The organism is Thermomonospora echinospora (assembly GCF_900108175.1).
GTDB classification, from domain to species: domain Bacteria; phylum Actinomycetota; class Actinomycetes; order Streptosporangiales; family Streptosporangiaceae; genus Thermomonospora; species Thermomonospora echinospora.
The window spans coordinates 320,758-337,388 of record NZ_FNVO01000002.1 but is presented as its reverse complement, the minus strand read 5'-3'; the positions used below and the strand labels follow the sequence as shown (position 1 = coordinate 337,388).

21 protein-coding genes are annotated in these 16,631 nt (G+C 73.4%); 7 read left to right on the top strand and 14 right to left on the bottom strand.

What is annotated here, in order from left to right:
• Positions 1-175: 175 nt before the first annotated feature.
• Positions 176-928 (top strand): polyprenol monophosphomannose synthase, encoded by a 753-nt coding sequence (locus tag C4U03_RS05740; protein ID WP_103936581.1) that lies wholly within the window; start codon positions 176-178, stop codon positions 926-928.
• A complete protein-coding gene (locus C4U03_RS05735; protein WP_103936580.1) occupies positions 925-1,404 on the top strand; it encodes a GtrA family protein in 480 nt (159 codons plus the stop codon). Before C4U03_RS05740 ends, C4U03_RS05735 begins: the two co-directional genes overlap by 4 nt.
• Positions 1,405-1,463: 59 nt before the next feature.
• Here the strand turns inward: C4U03_RS05735 and C4U03_RS41030 are convergent, their stop codons facing one another.
• The 14 genes from C4U03_RS41030 to C4U03_RS05670 all read right to left on the bottom strand — a co-directional run bounded on the left by C4U03_RS41030 (position 1,464) and on the right by C4U03_RS05670 (position 12,143).
• A complete protein-coding gene (locus tag C4U03_RS41030) occupies positions 1,464-2,081 on the bottom strand; it encodes a helix-turn-helix transcriptional regulator (protein WP_200827071.1) in 618 nt (205 codons plus the stop codon).
• A complete protein-coding gene (locus C4U03_RS42385; protein ID WP_268817489.1) occupies positions 2,072-2,197 on the bottom strand; it encodes a hypothetical protein in 126 nt (41 codons plus the stop codon). The genes C4U03_RS41030 and C4U03_RS42385 overlap by 10 nt, the downstream gene beginning before the upstream one ends.
• Positions 2,194-2,832 (bottom strand): 2-hydroxychromene-2-carboxylate isomerase, encoded by a 639-nt coding sequence (locus tag C4U03_RS05725; protein WP_103936579.1) that lies wholly within the window; start codon positions 2,830-2,832, stop codon positions 2,194-2,196. Before C4U03_RS05725 ends, C4U03_RS42385 begins: the two co-directional genes overlap by 4 nt.
• On the bottom strand, positions 2,829-4,022 hold the full coding sequence (locus C4U03_RS05720) for a beta-ketoacyl synthase N-terminal-like domain-containing protein (RefSeq protein ID WP_103936578.1): 1,194 nt from the start codon (positions 4,020-4,022) through the stop codon (positions 2,829-2,831). Before C4U03_RS05720 ends, C4U03_RS05725 begins: the two co-directional genes overlap by 4 nt.
• A complete protein-coding gene (locus C4U03_RS05715) occupies positions 4,019-5,239 on the bottom strand; it encodes a beta-ketoacyl-[acyl-carrier-protein] synthase family protein (RefSeq protein ID WP_103936577.1) in 1,221 nt (406 codons plus the stop codon). The genes C4U03_RS05720 and C4U03_RS05715 overlap by 4 nt, the downstream gene beginning before the upstream one ends.
• 2 nt (positions 5,240-5,241) lie before the next feature.
• A complete protein-coding gene (locus C4U03_RS05710; RefSeq protein ID WP_200827070.1) occupies positions 5,242-5,499 on the bottom strand; it encodes an acyl carrier protein in 258 nt (85 codons plus the stop codon).
• Between the two features lie 29 nt (positions 5,500-5,528).
• On the bottom strand, positions 5,529-6,269 hold the full coding sequence (gene fabG, locus C4U03_RS05705) for a 3-oxoacyl-[acyl-carrier-protein] reductase (protein WP_103936576.1): 741 nt from the start codon (positions 6,267-6,269) through the stop codon (positions 5,529-5,531).
• A 100-nt stretch (positions 6,270-6,369) separates the two neighbouring features.
• Positions 6,370-7,809 carry an MFS transporter gene (locus C4U03_RS05700; protein WP_200827069.1) on the bottom strand — a complete coding sequence of 480 codons (1,440 nt, stop codon included), beginning with the start codon at positions 7,807-7,809 and terminating at the stop codon, positions 6,370-6,372.
• Positions 7,806-8,603 (bottom strand): thioesterase II family protein, encoded by a 798-nt coding sequence (locus C4U03_RS05695; protein ID WP_160146911.1) that lies wholly within the window; start codon positions 8,601-8,603, stop codon positions 7,806-7,808. Before C4U03_RS05695 ends, C4U03_RS05700 begins: the two co-directional genes overlap by 4 nt.
• A 5-nt stretch (positions 8,604-8,608) precedes the next feature.
• Positions 8,609-9,064 carry a MaoC/PaaZ C-terminal domain-containing protein gene (locus C4U03_RS05690; RefSeq protein WP_103936574.1) on the bottom strand — a complete coding sequence of 152 codons (456 nt, stop codon included), beginning with the start codon at positions 9,062-9,064 and terminating at the stop codon, positions 8,609-8,611.
• Positions 9,061-9,525 (bottom strand): MaoC family dehydratase N-terminal domain-containing protein, encoded by a 465-nt coding sequence (locus tag C4U03_RS05685; protein WP_103936573.1) that lies wholly within the window; start codon positions 9,523-9,525, stop codon positions 9,061-9,063. Before C4U03_RS05685 ends, C4U03_RS05690 begins: the two co-directional genes overlap by 4 nt.
• Complete coding sequence (locus C4U03_RS05680) at positions 9,522-10,643, bottom strand: beta-ketoacyl synthase N-terminal-like domain-containing protein (protein ID WP_103936572.1); 1,122 nt, start codon at positions 10,641-10,643, stop codon at positions 9,522-9,524. The genes C4U03_RS05685 and C4U03_RS05680 overlap by 4 nt, the downstream gene beginning before the upstream one ends.
• Positions 10,640-11,860 carry a beta-ketoacyl-[acyl-carrier-protein] synthase family protein gene (locus C4U03_RS05675; protein WP_103936571.1) on the bottom strand — a complete coding sequence of 407 codons (1,221 nt, stop codon included), beginning with the start codon at positions 11,858-11,860 and terminating at the stop codon, positions 10,640-10,642. Before C4U03_RS05675 ends, C4U03_RS05680 begins: the two co-directional genes overlap by 4 nt.
• Positions 11,853-12,143 (bottom strand): acyl carrier protein, encoded by a 291-nt coding sequence (locus C4U03_RS05670; RefSeq protein ID WP_200827068.1) that lies wholly within the window; start codon positions 12,141-12,143, stop codon positions 11,853-11,855. The genes C4U03_RS05675 and C4U03_RS05670 overlap by 8 nt, the downstream gene beginning before the upstream one ends.
• Positions 12,144-12,375: 232 nt before the next feature.
• On the opposite strand from C4U03_RS05670, the gene C4U03_RS05665 reads away from it, so the two are divergent.
• Genes C4U03_RS05665 through C4U03_RS05645 form a run of 5 tightly spaced genes read left to right on the top strand, consistent with a single transcriptional unit; the run spans position 12,376 to position 16,631 of the window.
• A complete protein-coding gene (locus tag C4U03_RS05665; protein ID WP_103936570.1) occupies positions 12,376-13,431 on the top strand; it encodes an AfsA-related hotdog domain-containing protein in 1,056 nt (351 codons plus the stop codon).
• The gene (locus C4U03_RS05660) at positions 13,428-14,084 is read left to right on the top strand and encodes an HAD family hydrolase (protein ID WP_235017662.1); all 657 of its coding nucleotides are present in this window, start codon (positions 13,428-13,430) and stop codon (positions 14,082-14,084) included. The genes C4U03_RS05665 and C4U03_RS05660 overlap by 4 nt, the downstream gene beginning before the upstream one ends.
• A 26-nt stretch (positions 14,085-14,110) precedes the next feature.
• On the top strand, positions 14,111-14,572 hold the full coding sequence (locus tag C4U03_RS05655; RefSeq protein WP_235017661.1) for an ester cyclase: 462 nt from the start codon (positions 14,111-14,113) through the stop codon (positions 14,570-14,572).
• Between the two features lie 9 nt (positions 14,573-14,581).
• The gene (locus C4U03_RS05650; protein ID WP_103936569.1) at positions 14,582-15,559 is read left to right on the top strand and encodes an ACP S-malonyltransferase; all 978 of its coding nucleotides are present in this window, start codon (positions 14,582-14,584) and stop codon (positions 15,557-15,559) included.
• Positions 15,560-15,578: 19 nt separating this feature from the next.
• Complete coding sequence (locus tag C4U03_RS05645; protein WP_103936568.1) at positions 15,579-16,631, top strand: hypothetical protein; 1,053 nt, start codon at positions 15,579-15,581, stop codon at positions 16,629-16,631.

The window sequence follows — 16,631 nt, the reverse complement described above, 5'->3', positions numbered from 1 at the left end:
CGAAACTGGGTGATCCGGTGGCCGCACCGTACCGAAACGCGATGAAAGGAAGATCAAAAAACCCGGGGGGTATCCGAAAGGACCCCCTCCATCGAGGTCTTGCCGGTCCGCTCCCGGCCCCTAGCCTCGATAGCGGAATTGCTTTTCCGGACATGCGAGAAAGGCGCCGCCCGACATGAGCGTGCCACCGGAGACAGGCAGGGTCCTGGTCATCATCCCTACCTACAACGAGCGGGAGAACATCGAGCGGATCGTCGGCCGGGTCCTGGCGTCGGCGCCCGCCGATGTGCTGGTGGTCGACGACGCCAGCCCCGACGGCACCGGCCTGCTGGCCGACGCGATGGCCGCCCGCGACCGGCGCGTCCAGGTGCTGCACCGGGCCGGCAAGGATGGTCTCGGCTCGGCCTACCTGGCCGGGTTCGGCCGGGGCATCCAGCAGGGCTATGACGTGCTGGTGGAGATGGACGCCGACGGCTCGCACCGGCCCGAGGAACTGCCCCGGCTGCTGACCGCGCTGACAGGGGCCGACCTGGTCATCGGCTCCCGCTGGGTGCGCGGCGGCCGGGTGCCGGACTGGCCGCTGCGCCGCCGGCTGCTGTCGCGCGGCGGCAACCTGTACACCCGGCTGCTGCTCGGCTTGCCCGTCCAGGACGCGACCGGCGGCTACCGCGCCTACCGGGCGACGGCCCTGGAGAAGATCGGCTTGGACGACGTGCAGTCCCAGGGCTACTGCTTCCAGGTGGACCTGACCCTGCGGACCGTGCGCGCCGGGCTGCAGGTGACGGAGGTGCCGATCGAGTTCGCCGACCGGGTCCGGGGCGAGAGCAAGATGAGCCGGGCCATCGTGCTGGAGGCGCTGGGCCGGGTGACGCGCTGGGGGATCTCCCACCGGCTCGGCCGGCTCGGCTGGCGCGGGGAGCCGCGTTGAGCGCGCGGCGCCGGGTTCCCATCCGGGTTCCCGTCCGGGTGCGCGAGGGGGTCGGGTTCGGCGGTGTCGGCGCGGTGGCGTTCGTCATCACCGCGGGGACGGGCAACGCGCTGCACGCGGGGCTGGGCCTGGGCCCGCTGACCTCCACCGGCCTGGCCACGGTCGTGGCCACCACGTTCGCCTACGCGGCCAACCGGGCCTGGACGTTCCGGCACCGGGCCCGGTCCGGGCTGCGCCGCGAGTACGTGCTGTTCTGCTGGCTCAACGCGGTCGGCCTGGCGATCACCGAGCTGGTCGTCGGGGTGGTCCACTACACGCTGCACCTGCGGGGCGCGGTGGCCTACAACGCCGCGCTGGTCCTCGGTGTCGGCATCGCCACGGTGTTCCGCTTCTGGTCCTACCGCAGATGGGTGTTCCTGGAGCGCTCCGCCGGGTCCGCCGAGCCGGCCCGCGAACGCGAGCCGGCCGTACGGTGACGTCCCGCAGATGAAGCGGACGAACGGGTCAGGTGAGCAGGCGGAGGCGAGCAGGCGGGTCAGGTGAGCAGGCCGTCGTTCAGGGCGCGGACGGCCGCGATCGTGCGGTTCGGGCAGTCCAGCTTGGTCAGCAGGCTGGCCACGTGCTTCTTGACGCCGTGCTCGGAGACGGCCAGGCGGCGGGCGATCTGCTTGTTGCTCAAGCCCTGCGCGACCAGGCCCAGCACCTGGCGTTCCCGGGGCGTCAGAGCCCGGCGCGGCCGGTCCGCCCGAGTGGCCGGGCGGGTGTGCGGCGTCCCGGTCAGCGCGTCCCGCAGCGTCTCCAGCGTCAGGTCGCGGTACGGGACGACGCCGTCCACGTAGGCGTCCAGGACGTCGCCGGCGGTCTCGTCCACCAGGCCGAGCACCCTGATCCGTCGCCGGGCCGCCCGGTCGGCGAGCGCGGCGGTGTCGGCGCCGGGCGACAGCACCACCACGTCCACGTGCCGCCCGTCCAGCCGGCCGTCCTCCACGACCTCGCCCACCAGCGGCGCCAGCTCCCGCAGCATCGCGGCGACGCCGTAGCGCAGCAGCTCGCCGCGCACCGCCACCAGCGCCACCAGGCCGTACGAACGCACCGGTCCCGGTGGCTCGGCCACCGGGACCGGTGCGGCCACGGGCTCGCGGGTCAGCCGCATCCGCCCGCGGTGTCGGCGTCGTAGCAGCCCACCTGCTCGATCACGGCCTGCGGGATGCCCTCCAGCGGGTCTTCCAGCTCCCAGTCGTCGTCGACCAGCAGCACGTCCTCGCTCACGGCGTCACTCCCCTGATCTCCTGGCGGGCCGCGTTCAGCGCGGCGACGAAGTCCTCCAGCCGGTCCACTCCCCAGAAGCGGTGCCGGCCCAGCTTGAAGTAGGGGACGCCGAAGACGTCGTCCTCGTAGTGCGCGACGAGCTTGTCCAGCCCCTCGGCGCGGATCGCGGGGTCCTCGGCGGCGGCGACCAGCTCGTCCCCGTCCAGCCCGATCGACGCCGCCAGCCTATGGATCACCGCGGGGTCGCAGATGTTCTCGGCGCGCTCCCAGCGGGCCTCGGTGACCACCCGGTAGAACTCCCGCTCCAGCCCGTGGTGCGACGCCTTGATCCAGGCCAGGTGCGGCAGTTCCCACCACGGGTCGATGTCCACCGGCCACGCCATGGAATAGCCGAACCGCTTCGCCAGCCGTTTGGTGTCGGCCAGGATGTAAAGGTGCTTGGCCTTGCTCATCTGCGCGTAGTGGAATTCGGCGCCGCGCGCGTTGAGCGCCGCCATCATCGGCTCGTCGGGCTCCCAGTAGGGGTAGTAGTCGATGAGCTCCGGCGCCTCCGGCAGCAGTTCCTCCAGACGGCGCAGCGCCATCCAGCTGAACGGACTGCGGAAGCAGAAGTACAGCCGCGGTTTCCTTTTCACGCCTCGGCTCCGTTCTGGGGGGAGTGCGGCCGGCTCCAGCCGCGGACCACCGCCGCGCCGACCGCGCCGTCCGCCGACACCGAGGTCACCAGCGACGCCCGGCCGTCCAGCGCGGGGTCGTGGCGGTGGTGCGCCAGTAGGGCGGCCAGTTGCAGCCCACCAGAGGCGCTGTGGCACTCGCCGACCAGCGACTTGACCCGCAGCGACCGGACGGCCCGGCCGCCCAATGCGGTCTGCACGCCGCGCCGCTCGACCTGGTCGAGCCGGGCGACGCCCCGTTCCCCGGTGGAGACCGCCCACAGCTCGCCGGGCTCCACCTCGGCCTGTCGCAGCGCCCGGCCGATGCACTCGGCCAGTCCGAGTCCCGGATCGGGGGCCTCGCCGGGCGGGGCGTAGGTGCCGAACGCCATGCCGAGCACCTCGGCGTCCGGGCGGATCCCGGCCTCCCGGGTCCGGCGGGCGTCCCGTACCGCGAACACCACCGCGGCCTCGCCTACCGGCACCCGCTCGGGCCCGTCGCCGTACAGGTGCCGGGCGGCCCAGGCCATCTGCGGGCTGAACTCCTCGACCGCCCCGGCCAGCAGGGCGTCGGCGTGCCCGCGGCCCAGGACCATCCGGCCGTACCGCAGCACCTGCAGCCCCGACAGTTGGCCGCCGGCGATCGTGGCGTTCACCCCGCCCAGCTTGTGCCAGATCGCGCACCGCCCGGCCGAGCCGTTGATCGTGGCGCTGGGGAACATGATCGGATCGACCAGGTAGGGCTTGTCCTGGACGAAGGTGTCGCGGCTGTAGTCGCTGGTGGTCTTGACGCTGCCGGCGGTGGTGCCCAGCACGATCCCGACCATGCCGGGATCGTCCTCGATCGCCGGGCGCGCGTCGGCCAGCGCCAGGTCCGTGCCGACCAGGGCGAGCTTGGTGGCCCGGTCGAGGTGGCGGGTGCCCTTGCCCTTGAGGTGGTCCTTGACGTTGAAGCCGGGCATCGCGCACGCCCGCTCGTCCGGCAGCGGCTCGGGGAACATGTCCCCGACGTCGGCCAGCCCGGAACGCCCCGCCACGATCGCCTCGGCGAAGGCGTCCGCGCCGATGCCGCTGGAGGAGACCACCCCCCAGCCGAGGACGGCCAGCGGAACGGCCGCGGGGGCGGGCCGTGCGGCGGCCACCGGCAGCGCGCCCGTGGTCGTCGCGGTCATGTGAGCCTCCCGAAGATGGTGATGGCGTTGTTGCCGCCGAACGCGAACCCGTTGTTCTGCACGATCCGCGGCTCGGCGGGGCGGGCCCGGTTCGGCACCGGGTCCAGCCCCTCCAGCAGCGGGTCGGGGTTGGCGTGGTTGACGGTCGGCGGCAGGAAGCCCTCGGTCATCCCGACCAGGGCGGCCATCGCGCCGAACCCGCTGGCCGCGCCCATGGTGTGGCCGAGCATCGACTTGACCGAGGAGATCGGCGGGGTACGGTCGCCGAACACCTCGGTCACCGCCTGCCACTCGGCGACGTCGTTGGCCGGGGTGCCGGTGCCGTGCGCGCAGATGTAGTCCACGTCGGCAGGGGAGATCCCGGCGTTGCGGTGGGCCCGCCGCATGCACTCGGCGATGCCCGGCGGGTGCGGCGCCACCATGTGGTTGGCGTCGCAGTTCAGGCCGTAGCCGAGGACCTCCCCGTAGATGCGGGCGCCCCGCGCGCGGGCGCTGTCGAGCGACTCCAGGAACAGCGCCGCCCCGCCCTCGCCGGTGATGATGCCGCCCCGGTCGCGGTCGAACGGGGCGCACCGCTCCGCAGCGATCGCGCCGAGCCGGAAGAACCCGGCGTGCGACCAGCGGGCGATGGTGTCCGCCCCGCCGGCGATCATGTACTCCTGCTCGCCGCTCTGGATCAGGTCGTAGGCGTAGCCGATGGCGTAGTTGCTCGCCGAGCAGGCCGTCGAGAAGGTCAGCGCCTCCCCGGTCAGCCCCAGCTCCCGGTTGACCGCGTAGGCCAGCCGGGACGCCGGGATGTGGCCGACCGTGTCGGGGGTGATGCCGCCCCAGCCGGTGGTGATGGCCTCCTCGGTGAGCAGCTCGGTCACCTTGGACTCGCCGCCGGTGGTACCCATCGCCGACCCGGCCGGGGCGGCCTCCAGCACCTCCGGGGCGATCCCCGCGTCCTGGACGGCCAGCCGGGCCGCGCAGGCCGCCAGCACGCCGGCCGGCCCCCAGTCGTCGACGGTCAGCCGCCGCAGGATCCGCTTGGGCTCGAAGCCCTGCACCTCGCCGGCCATGAAGTGCGGGAACCCGGTGGAGTCGAAGCCGCTGATGGGGGAGATGCCGCTGCGGCCGGCGCGGATCCCGGCGGCGAAGTCGGCGATCCCGATGCCGATGCTGGAGACCGGCCCGAGGCCGGTCACCACCACCCGTCGTGTCGAGGCCCGGGTCACGGTCAGTCCCGCCAGCCGGCGTACGAGGCGACGACCTTGTACACGTCCTGCAGGGTGTTCATGTTGGGCAGCTCGGACTGCGGGATGTCGACCTTGTAGGTCTTCTCGATCCGCGCCAGCACGTCGATCGCCTGCAGCGAGTCGGCGTCGTGGTCCTCGGTGAACAGCCCGTCGTCGGTGATCTCCTCCGGCTCCACCTCCAGCACGTCGGCGACGATCTCGCGCAGCTCGCCCATCCGGTCGGTCATGGTCTGGCTCATCTGACTCTCCCTGTCGCTTTGTCGTGGTGTTAAAGGACGATCCCGCCGTCCACCTGAATGACCTGGCCGGTGATGTAGGACGCCTTGTCGGAGGCCAGGAAGGCGACCGTCTCGGCGACGTCCTCGGCCCGCCCGAAACGGCGCATTCCGACCTTCTGCAGGGCCGCCTTGCGCAGTTTCTCGGGCAGTTCATTGGTCATGTCGGTCTCGATGAATCCGGGGGCGACGACATTGACCCGGATGCCGTGCCGGGCCACTTCCTTGGCCAGCGCCCGGCTCATCCCGTTGATGCCGGCCTTGGCCGCCGAGTAGTTCACCTGGCCCGGGTTCCCGTAGATCCCGGTGACCGAGGAGAGGTTGACGATGACGCCGCTGCGGCGCTTCATGAAGTCGAAGACCACGGCCCGGCAGAAGTTGAAGGTGCCCGACAGGTTGGTGTCGATGACCGCGTCCCAGTCGTCGCGGGTCATCAGCACCAGCGCGTTGTCGCGCAGGATGCCGGCCGAGTTGACCAGCACGTCGGGCTTGCCGAGCCGCTCGCTCACCGACTCGGTGAACGCCTCGACGGCGGCGGCGTCGGCCACGTCGCAGGGGGCGTGGTGGCAGCGCACGCCGTAGCCGCGGACGTCCTCGGCGGTCTTCTCCGCCGCCGGGGACGCCGACCGGTAGCAGAAGGCCACGTCGTAGCCCTCCCGTGCCATGTGCAGCGCCACGGCCCGGCCGATGCCGCGTGATCCGCCGGTGACGATGACGATTTTATTCTCCGACATGAAGCTCTCCTGGAATTCCTCGTCGCGGGCATTCGGGCGGGTCGCCCACCGGCGGTGGCAATTCATGCTAGGCGGCGCCGGCGACCCGCCGACATATCACTTAGGGGGTAGCGGAATCGACCGGAACCGGGGACTCGGAAATAGCGGGACGCTGTTTGCCGGAGCCCGCCGGGCGAATGATGAACAACGCGAGCACGGCGCCGCCCAGCACCACCACGGCGCCGGTCAGCACGGCCGCGCGCAGCGCCCCGGTGAACTCCTCGGCGGCCGGTGTCCCGGGATGGGCGGCCTGCCAGACCATGAAGACCGCGGTGAGCACCGCGATGCCCAGCCCGCCGCCGAACTCGCGGACGGTGTTGTTCACCCCGGAGGCCTTGCCGTGCTGGTCCTCCGGCACCGCGGCGATCACCGTCGCCGGGTTGGCGGCGAACATGATCCCCATCCCGGCCCCGGCGACCACCAGGGCGGGCACCATGCCGCGGTAGGAGGTGCCCGGCTCGGCGATGAGCGCGATCCACAGCAGCGCCCCGCCCTGCAGGGCGCAGCCCGCCGCCTGGAGCACGCCGCCGCCGATCCGCTCCACCAGCAGGCTGGTGACCGGGACCACGACCATCGGCGCCAGCGTCCACGGCAGCGTCCGGATCCCCGCCTCCAGCGGGTCGTACCCCATCGGCCACTGCAGGTACTGGGCCAGGAAGAAGATCGAGCCGAAGACCCCGAAGTACATCAGCAGCGCCACCGCGTTGCTCAGCGCGAACGCCCGGTTGCGCACCAGGCCCGGCGGCACCAGCGGCGCCGGCGCCCGCCGTTCCCAGCGTACGAACGCCACCAGCAGCGCTACCGCCGCCACCAGCGTGACCAGCGGCTCGGCCGGCGGGACGGCCCGGTCCCCGGCCCGCACGATGGTCCACACGCCGAGCGTCACCGCCGCGGTGACCAGCACCGTGCCGCGCACGTCCACCGGATCGGGCCGGCCGTGGCCCTCCCGCACCGTCCGGCGCACCAGCGGCAGCGCCGCCAGCCCCACCGGAACGTTGATCCAGAAGATCCACTGCCAGTCCAGCCCGGCCATCACCAGTCCGCCGACCAGCGGGCCGAGCGCGATCCCCAGGCCGTTGATCCCGCCCCACAGGCCGACCGCCAGCGGCCGCAGCCGTTCCGGCACCGCCGCCACCGCCAGGGTCAGCGACAGCGGCAGGATCGCCGCCGCCCCGGCGCCCTGCAGGACCCGCGCCGCGACCAGCACCTCGACCGCCCCGGCCAGCGCGCAGGCCGCCGACGCGGCCGTGAACAGCGCCACCCCGCCGAGGAACACCCGCCGCCGCCCGTACCGGTCGCCCAGCGCGGTCGCCGCCAGCAGCAGCCCGGCGAACGCCAGCACATAGCCGTTGACCACCCACTGCAGCTCCGGCTGGGCGACCCCGTAGTCCTCGCGGATCGGCACCAGCGCGTTGACCACCACCAGGTTGTCCAGCGCCACCATGAACATCGGGACGGCGGTCGCCACGATCGCGGGGACCCCGCCCCGCCCGCCGCTCACGTCCGCTCCCCGTTCGCCCGCGGCTCGCGCACGTGCCCCGGCAGCTGCGCGGCCACGTCCGCGACGATCCCGCCGATCACCGGTACGGGCCGTTCCCTCAGGTGGAAGTGGCCGCCCTCGAAGTACCGCACGCCCAGGAACCGGCTGCTGCGCGCCGCCCACCCGGCGATCCGGGCCGGCCCGGCCACCGCGTCCGACAGTCCGGCGAACGCCGTCATCGGCACCGGCAGCGGCGCCGCCGCCGGGTCGGGCTCCCAGGTCTGGCACAGCTCCAGGTCGGCCCGCATCAGCGGTTCGAACAGCCGCCAGTAGCGGGGCTCGTCGAGGATCTGCCGCGGCACCCCGCCGAGCGCCCCCATCAGCTCCCGGAACCGCTCGTCCGGCAGCAGGTAGGTCCGCTCGTACTCCGGGGACCGGTCGTACGGATGCCCGGACACCCCCAGCCATACCGGCAGCGGCCCGCCCCGCGCGTGCAGGGCGCGCACCAGCTCATACCCGACCAGCCCGCCCATGCTGTGCCCGAACACCGCGAACGGCCGGTCCAGCCACGGGTCCACGTCGGCCAGCAGATGCCCGACCAGATCGGCCATCCGCCGCTTGGCCGGCACGCCCGCCAGCCGGCCCCGGCCCGGCGTCTCGATCAGGCACGCCTCGTAGCCGGCCGGCAGGTGCCGCACCCACCGGCGGAACGCGGTGTGCGATCCGCCGGCGTGATGCAGCAGGAACAATCGGACCTCGGGGCCGTCGATCGGACGGGGCCGGATCACTCCGCTCAACGTCTCCACCGCGTTCACGGCCGTCAGCCCTCCAGTGCGACCACGGCGCGGGTACGGCCGAGGACCTTGTCGGCACCGACCCGCACGTCCAGGTCAACCCGCACTCGCGGCTCCGGCAGCACCGCGGCGACCCGGCCGGAGACGGTGGCCTCGACGCCCAGGTCGTCGTCCGGCACCACCACCGGGCGCAGGAACCGGGTGCCGTACTCCACCACCGCGCCCGGGTCGCCCGCCCAGTCGGTCACCGCCCGGATCGCCAGGCCCATGGTGAGCATCCCGTGCCCGATCACGTCCGGCAGGCCCACCGCCCTGGCGATCCGCTCGTTCCAGTGGATCGGGTTGAAGTCGCCGGAGGCCGCCGCGTACCGCACCAGGTCGGCCCGGGTGACGGTGAACGTCCGGGCGGGCAGCGCGAGCCCGGCCGTCACCTCGGCGTGCCGTGGCCCGGGGCGGGCGGGCCGCGTCGTCGCGGACGTCATGGCGTCTCCGTCTCGTCGCCGGGAGCCCGGGAGACCAGGCTGGTGGTCGTGGTGCAGACCAGCTCGCCGCCGGTGGTGCGGATCTCACTGTCGAACTCGACGAGGTCGTTGCCGCCGACGGTGTCGGCCCGCGTGATCGTGACGGTGACCGTCAGCCGGTCGCCGGCCCGCACCGGACGGGCGTAGGCGAACCGCTGCTCGCGGTGCACCACCCGGGAGAAGTCGAACCCCAGCCGGGGGTCCAACACCGCCGCGGACTCGGCCCGCATGGATAGCACGATCGGGAAGGTGGGCGGGGCGATCACATCCGGCCGGCCCAGCGCCTGCGCGGCGGCCGGATCGGTGAACGCCGGGTGCGGGTCGCCGACCGCCTCGGCGAACTCACGGATCTTCTCCCGGCCCACCTCGTAGTACCGCTCGTCCCGGTAGACCCGGCCGACGAACGTCCGGTCCAGCGTCATCGGCCTGCCTCCCGGCCGCGGATCAGCAGCGCGCCGGCGTTGCCGTCGTGCCCGACCGAGGTGACCAGCGCGACGCGCGGCCGGTCCGCGGGCGTCCGGGCCCACACCGCCAGCACCCCGGCGACCTGCATGGCCCCGCCCGCGCTGTAGGTCTCGCCGACCGTGTCGGCCACCCGCAGCCGCTCGGGCACACGGCCGAGCGCGTACCGGATGCCGCGCTCCTCGATCCGCTCCAGCCCGACATGGTGGGTGGCGCCCAGCACGACCAGGTCGACGTCGCCGGGCTCGACCCCGGCCCGCTGCAGCGCCCGGGTGATGCACCGCGCCAGGCCGTCGGCCCGGCTCTGCAGTTTCCGGCGCAGTCCGTAGTAGCCGGTCTCGCAGGCCAGGACGTCGGCCAGCACGGTCTTGCCGGCGGCCCGCCCGGCGTCCTCGACGGTGAACATCGCGCAGCCCTCGCCGAGCGGGGCGTGCTCGGGCAGCACCCCGGTGCCGTGCCAGCCCCAGGCCAGGGTGGCGCTGAGCTCCTCGCCGCCGCCGACCACCAGCCGTTCGGCCCGGCCCTGCCCCAGCGCGACCAGTGCGTGCCGGAAGGCGTACAGGCTGGACAGCTGGCCGGCGGCCAGGGTGGCGTTCATCCCGCGCAGCCGGTTCCAGATGGCGATCTGCCCGGCACAGGAGTTGATCACCGTGTTCGGGAACCGGGACGGGTTGACCAGGTAGGGCCGGTCCTGCAGCAGCGCGTCCTGGGCGACCTCGGCGATGCTGCCGATGCTGCCGGTGTTGGTGGCCAGCACCACCCCGGTGCCGGCCCGGTCCGGGGCGTCGGCGGCCACGCCCGCGTCCGCCAGCGCCTGCCGGGTCGCCACGATGCCGAATCCGGTCAGCCGGTCCAGGTTGCGGATCTTCTTGCGCCCGATGTGGTCGGCCAGCCGGAATCCCGGCACCGACCGGACCGCGCGCGGCGGGTAGTCGGAGGAGTCCTCGCCGACCGGCTCGGCGTGCCCGGGACGTCCCCCGGCCAGCAACTCGCCCAGCGGCGCCAGGCCGAGCCCGGCCGCCGACACCACGCCGGCCGAGGTGATCGCCAGCGGCCGGGGCGCGACGGCGGCGGTCATGAGACCCTCCCGAAGACGGTGATGACGTTGTTGCCGCCGAACGCGAACCCGTGGTTCTGCACGATCCGCGGCCGGGCCGGCCGCCCCTGGCCGGGCACCACGTCCAGCGGCCCGAACGCCTCGTCCAGCTCGCGCAGGTTGGCGGTGGGCGGCAGGAAGCCGTCGTGGATCGCCTTGCAGCAGATCACCGCGCCGAACCCGCTGGCCGCGCCCATGGTGTGGCCGATCATCGACTTGATCGAGCTGATCGGCGGGGTCCGGTCGCCGAACACCTCCCGGACGGCCATCACCTCGGTGGCGTCGTTGGTGGGGGTGCCGGTGCCGTGCGCGCAGATGTAGTCCACCTGGTCCGGGGTGATGCCGGCGGAGCGGTGGGCGCTGCGCATGCACTCGGCGATGCTGGCGGCGTCCGGATGGACCATGTGCCGGGCGTCGCAGTTGACGCCGTAGCCCAGCACCTCGGCGTAGATGCGGGCGCCCCGGGCCAGCGCGTGCTCCAGCGGCTCCAGCAGCAGCGCGGCGCCGCCCTCACCGGTCAGGATGCCCGGCCGCCGCGCGTCGAACGGGCGGCACACGTCCTCGGCCAGCGCGCCGAGCGCGAAGAACCCGGCGTGCGTGAACCGGTTGACCGCGTCCGCGCCGCCGGCGAACATCAGGTCCGCCTCGCCGGTGCGTACCAGGTCGTAGGCGTAGCCCAGGGCGTAGTTGCTGGCCGAGCAGGCGGTGGCGACGGTCTGCGAGTCGCCGGTCAGCAGCAGCTCGTTGCTCACCGCGTTGGCGATCTGCGCGGCCGGGGCCTGCCCGACCAGCCGCGGGTCCAGCCGCTTGATCTCGCTGTGCACCCACTGCTCGGCCAGCCGGCTGGCCACCGTGGACTCGCCGCTGGTGGTGCCCATGATCGCGCCGACGTGCCGGGACGCCAGCAGCTCGGGGTCGATGCCGGAGTCCGTGGTGGCCAGCCGGGCGGCGCAGGCGGCCAGCAGCCCGCTGCGCCCCCACTCGCCGGGGTCGAGGTTGTGCAGCAGCGGCGCGGGGTCGAAGTCGCGGACCTCGCCGGCCACCTTGTAGGGGAAGCCGGAGACGTCGAAGCCGGTGATGGGCCGGGTCCCGGTGACCCCGGCGCGGATGGCGGCGGCGAACTCCGCGGCCCCGGTGCCGACCGGGCTGACCGCACCGAGCCCGGTGATCACCACCCGGCGGGGGCCGCGCTCAGCCATCGGACGGCCCCTGACCGGCGTGCGCCAGCACCGCGGCCGACAGCGCGGCCAGGGTGGTCAGCTCCGGCAGCTCGGACTTGGGGATCTCCACCGACAGCTCCCGGTCGATCCGGGCCACCACGGTGATCAGGGCGAGCGAGTCGCCGTCGAAGTCCTCCACGAAATGGCCGTGATCGGTCAGCTCGCCGGGCTCCAGTTCCAGCTCCTCGGCCACGATCTCGCGCACCCGCTCCAGATATCGCGCGGAGGGGACGTGCTCCACGACATCCGGCCTGCTCATCATTAATCGCCTCCGTTGAAGTGCCGCCGTGCCCCCGTCGTGGACGGGTGTCGGAATTCGCTGCCGACGGTACGGAGGGAAAAGCGCCGACGGCAAGGCGGCGGCCTCGGAAGTCGTAGCGCCTCCCTCGAAAGTGGTAGTCTCCGCGGCTGCTTTTATCCGGCATTGACCGGACTTTGAATGGGCGCTGCGAGACTGCCGGTGAAATCAGCGGAAAAGGAGCGAGGAACCCGGTATGGCAGCAGGCCAGGAGGTGGCGGCGCCGCCCGCCGACTTCGGCTACACCCGCACCGTGGACCGCACGCTGGTGCACCGTGCGGCGGTGTCGGAGGTGTTCGTCACCGACATCCGCACCGTGGCCGAACTCGACGAGGCCGGGCTCAGCGGCGGGCGGGCCTGGGTGGCCGCCCAGTTGCCGCTGTCGCACGCCTACTACAGCGACCACATCCAGGAGCCGGCGCTGTTCGACCCGCTGCTGCTGCTGGAGGCCTGCCGACAGGCGGCCATCTGCGGCACCCACGCGCACGCCGGCATCCCCGTCGGCACCAGCATCGTGGTCGGCACGTTCACCCTGGAACTGGACGACCTGCCGGGGCTGGCGGTGGGGGAGCGGCCCGGCGAGCTTGCGGTGGACACCGAGTTCGTCGGCAAGCCGACCCGCCGGGGACGGCTGCGCAACGTCGGCGTCGAGCAGCGGCTGTACCTGGGCGGCGCGCCGGTGGGCCGGCACTCCATGCAGGTGATGATGCTGACCGCGCGCCAGTACGAGGTGCTGCGCGAGGCGGGCCGCGACACGCCCGCGCCCTGGACCACCGACTATGTGGGCAAGCCGCGCACCGGCCTGGTGGAGCCCCGGCGGGTCGGCCGGGTCCACCCGGGCAACGTGGTGCTGGCCGACCCGGTCCGGGAGGGCGGCGCCGTGTCCGCCCGGCTGGCCCCCGACTTCGCCAACCGGGGCCTGTTCGACCACGACTACGACCATCTGCCGGCGATGATCCTGGCCGAGGCCGCACGCCAGTTGGCGCTGCTGGCGCTGGACGGCGGCGGCACCGGCCGGCAGGTGGCCGCGCTGACCGCGCGCTTCGGCCGGTTCGCCGAGCTGGACGCGCCGCTGACCGCCACTGCGGTCGTGGACCCGCCGGACGGACCGGCCGGTCCGTCCGAACCGAGCGGGCCGGACGGCGGCCGGGTGCGGCTGCGGGTGGACTTCACCCAGAACTCGACGGAAGTGGCGGCGTTTTCCCTCACCCTTGCCGACCTGTCGCGGGCGGCGGAACGGAACGAGCGGTGAATTCCTCGCGAAAACCGGCCGTCAAGGCCGTGTGGACCGACTTCGGCGGAGTCGTCACACCGCCGATCAGCCACACCATGGAAAGCTTCTGCACCCGTAAGGACATCGACCGCGACGCGCTTTTCATGGCCATTATCAAAGTGACCGAAAGTTACGGCACCGACGACTACATGGAGCCGATAGACACCCCGCTGGTGACCGAGCGGGAATGGCTCCGGCAGATCGGCGACATCCTGGTCGCCGAGCACGGCCTGCAGGGGGAGTACCCGACCACCTTGGCCGACGACTGGTTCGACGGCCGGGAGACCAACCACGCGTGGGTGGAGGTGCTGCGCGGGCTGCGCGCCCGGGGGCTGTTCGTCGGGATGCTCTCCAACATGGTCCCCACCTGGGACGCGCACTGGCGCCGCATGGTGGACGCCGGCGAACTGTTCGACGACGTCGTGCTGTCGTTCGAGGTCGGTCACCGCAAGCCGCAGCGCGGCATGTACGACCTGGCGGCCAAGCGCGCCGGGGTGCGCCCGGAGGAATGCCTGCTGGTGGACGACACCGCCCGCAACGTCGAGGGCGCGCGGGCCGCGTCCTGGCAGGCCGTCCACTTCATCGACGCCGAGTCGGCCGGGGCCGAACTCGCGCGCCTGCTCGACCCGTGAACCCGATCCGACAGGGAGGACCCGTCATGGCCCAGGACCCGCTGGAGATCGCCTACCACATGAGCGCGGTGTTCAACGACTGCGACGAGGAGGCGGCCTACACCTACGTCGCCGACGACTTCGTCGACCACGAGGCTCCCCCCGGGACGCCCGGCGGACCCGGCGGCTACCTGGCCACCGCCCGCTTCATGAACGAGGTGTTCGCCGACGCCACGTGGGAGCACCTGCACAGTTTCTCCAGCGGGGACCTGGCGCTCATCCACGTCCGCTTCACCGGCCGGCACGTCGGCGACTTCCTGGGCGTGGCGCCGACCGGCCGTGAGGTGTCGATCGAGCACATGCACATGTACCGGGTCGCCGACGGCAAGGTGGTCGAGCACTGGGGCTGCCGCCAGGACCTGTTCCTGATGCTGCAACTGGGCATGGTGGAGCTGGAACTGCGGCCGTTCGTCCCGGAGGCGCAGCTCGCCGAGCTGCGGCAGGGCTGACCGCCGGCCATGAGAGCGGGTCTGATGTTCCCCGGCCAGGGCTCCCACCGGCCCGGCATGGGCCGCCCCTGGGCGGGCCGGCCGGGCTGGGACCTGGTCGGCCGGGCGGCGGAGATCACCGGCCGTGACGTCGCGGCACTGCTGCTGGACGCCGACGAGCCGACGCTGCGCCGGACGGAGAACACGCAACTGGCCACGTTCGTCCTGGAACTGGTGATCCTGGCGGAGCTGACCGGGCTCGGCACGGACACCGGTACCGGCCCGGTCACCCCCGTCGCGTGCGCAGGGCACAGCCTCGGGGAGTTCACCGCGCTGGTGGCGGCGGGCGTGCTGTCCATCGACGACGGGATACGGCTGGTGCACGCCAGAGGCACCGCCATGCGCGAGGCCGCCGCCGCCGAGCCGGGCGCGATGAGCGCCGTCCTCGGCCTCGACCAGGACGAGGTCGAGGACGTGGCGGCCGGGCTGCGGGCCGACGGCGCGCGGGTGTGGGCGGCCAACCTGAACGCACCCGGCAACGTGGTGGTCTCCGGCACCCCGGACGGCGTCGCCCGCTGCGGTGAGGAGGCGGTCCGCCGGGGAGCGCTCCGGGTCGTGGGGCTTCCGGTCGGCGGCGCCTTCCACACTCCGCTGATGGCCCCGGCGCTCGGCCCACTGGAGGCCGTGCTGGAGACGGCCGTGTTCGCCGACGGCCACGCTCCGGTGGTGGCCAACGTGGACGCCGAGCCGCACGGCGGCGGCCCGGACTGGCGCGGCCGGCTGCTGCGGCAGCTCACCGGGCCGGTGCAGTGGAGCCGGACGGTACCCGTCCTCACCGAGCGGCTCGGCTGTGACCTGCTGCTGGAGGTCGGCCCCGGCCGGACGCTCACCGGGCTGGCCAAGCGGCTGGCTCCGCGGGCCGTACGCGCCGACATCGGTGAGCCGGACCGGATCGCCGACGTGGTACTGCGAGCAGACCTCGTGGCCGGCCGGGCTCCGGCCCGCTGACCGGCCGGGCAGGAGACCGATGGACATCGCCCACGCCCCCGCCCGCACGGCCCGGCGCATCCCCCGGGCCGTGCCGTCCGCGGACGCGCCCCGCCGGGTGGCACTGGCCACCGCCGTGCTGACCTCTCTGGTCACGGCGCTGTTCGCGGACTGGGGCACCTACACCGGACCGCTGGCCCCGATCGCCCCCCGGCTGCCGGCGGTGTCCCTGCCGGGGAGACCGGCTCCGGCCTCCCCGGCCCTGCTCGTCGGCGTGGCCCTGCTGCTGGCGGTCCCCCTGCTGTACGCCAAGGCGGTGGACTGGCGGTGGGGGGAACGGTGGTGGCGGGTCCTGCTGGTCGGCTGGGCCTCGCTCGCGCTGGCCTGGCTCGGCGCGGGGGCGATCACCGAACTGCTGCGTACGGCCGTCGCGGACTTCGGGGACGGGCGGCCGCCGCCGCCCGTGACGGAGATCGCGTGGTCGGCCTTCGCGCAGGGCGCCTACGGGGGGCTGCACGGGCTGCTGCTCGGCTGGCCGGTCGCCGCCGCGCTGATCCCGCTGGTGCCGCGCGGCGACGGACCGCCCGCCGGGGCCAGATCGTCCGCCGGGGCCGGGTCACCTGCCGAGGAGGGACCCCCCGTCAGGGTCGGACCGTCCGTCAGGGTCGGATCGCCCGTCGGGGTCGGGCCGTCCGTCGAGGGTGGACCGTCCGCTGAGGCCGGGTCACCTGCCGAGGATGGACCGTCCGCCGAGGACGGACCGGAGCCCTCGCGCGGCCCGTACCTGTGGATCAGCGCCGGGATGCTGGCGGTGCCGGTGGCGATGGCCGTCGGCTGGCCGCTGCTGGCGCCGGACCGGGCACCGGCCGAGTGCGGGCCGACCGCCTGCATGACCGGCCAGGCCGGGGCGCTGTTCTTCAGCGAGATCATGCTGCGGCTGATGCTGCCGGTCTGGGCGGCCGCCATCGCGGCGCTGGCCGGGCTGCGCCGGGTGCCGTGGTTCCGCCGGCGGCGCCCGGCCCTCCAGACGCTGGTCGGGACGGGCTTCGGCGGGCTGGCCTTTCTGCTGTCGGGCATGGTGGGCGGCGGCTGA

Excerpts from the sequence above, each read along its gene's own strand:
- C4U03_RS05740 (WP_103936581.1), top strand. The coding sequence starts at position 176 with ATGAGCGTGCCACCGGAGACAGGCAGGGTCCTGGTCATCATCCCTACC.
- C4U03_RS41030 (WP_200827071.1), bottom strand. The coding sequence starts at position 2,081 with ATGCGGCTGACCCGCGAGCCCGTGGCCGCACCGGTCCCGGTGGCCGAG.
- C4U03_RS05720 (WP_103936578.1), bottom strand. The coding sequence starts at position 4,022 with ATGACCGCGACGACCACGGGCGCGCTGCCGGTGGCCGCCGCACGGCCC.
- C4U03_RS05710 (WP_200827070.1), bottom strand. The coding sequence starts at position 5,499 with ATGAGCCAGACCATGACCGACCGGATGGGCGAGCTGCGCGAGATCGTC.
- fabG (WP_103936576.1), bottom strand. The coding sequence starts at position 6,269 with ATGTCGGAGAATAAAATCGTCATCGTCACCGGCGGATCACGCGGCATC.
- C4U03_RS05690 (WP_103936574.1), bottom strand. The coding sequence starts at position 9,064 with ATGACGTCCGCGACGACGCGGCCCGCCCGCCCCGGGCCACGGCACGCC.
- C4U03_RS05685 (WP_103936573.1), bottom strand. The coding sequence starts at position 9,525 with ATGACGCTGGACCGGACGTTCGTCGGCCGGGTCTACCGGGACGAGCGG.
- C4U03_RS05680 (WP_103936572.1), bottom strand. The coding sequence starts at position 10,643 with ATGACCGCCGCCGTCGCGCCCCGGCCGCTGGCGATCACCTCGGCCGGC.
- C4U03_RS05675 (WP_103936571.1), bottom strand. The coding sequence starts at position 11,860 with ATGGCTGAGCGCGGCCCCCGCCGGGTGGTGATCACCGGGCTCGGTGCG.
- C4U03_RS05670 (WP_200827068.1), bottom strand. The coding sequence starts at position 12,143 with ATGATGAGCAGGCCGGATGTCGTGGAGCACGTCCCCTCCGCGCGATAT.
- C4U03_RS05665 (WP_103936570.1), top strand. The coding sequence starts at position 12,376 with ATGGCAGCAGGCCAGGAGGTGGCGGCGCCGCCCGCCGACTTCGGCTAC.
- C4U03_RS05655 (WP_235017661.1), top strand. The coding sequence starts at position 14,111 with ATGGCCCAGGACCCGCTGGAGATCGCCTACCACATGAGCGCGGTGTTC.
- C4U03_RS05650 (WP_103936569.1), top strand. The coding sequence starts at position 14,582 with ATGAGAGCGGGTCTGATGTTCCCCGGCCAGGGCTCCCACCGGCCCGGC.
- C4U03_RS05645 (WP_103936568.1), top strand. The coding sequence starts at position 15,579 with ATGGACATCGCCCACGCCCCCGCCCGCACGGCCCGGCGCATCCCCCGG.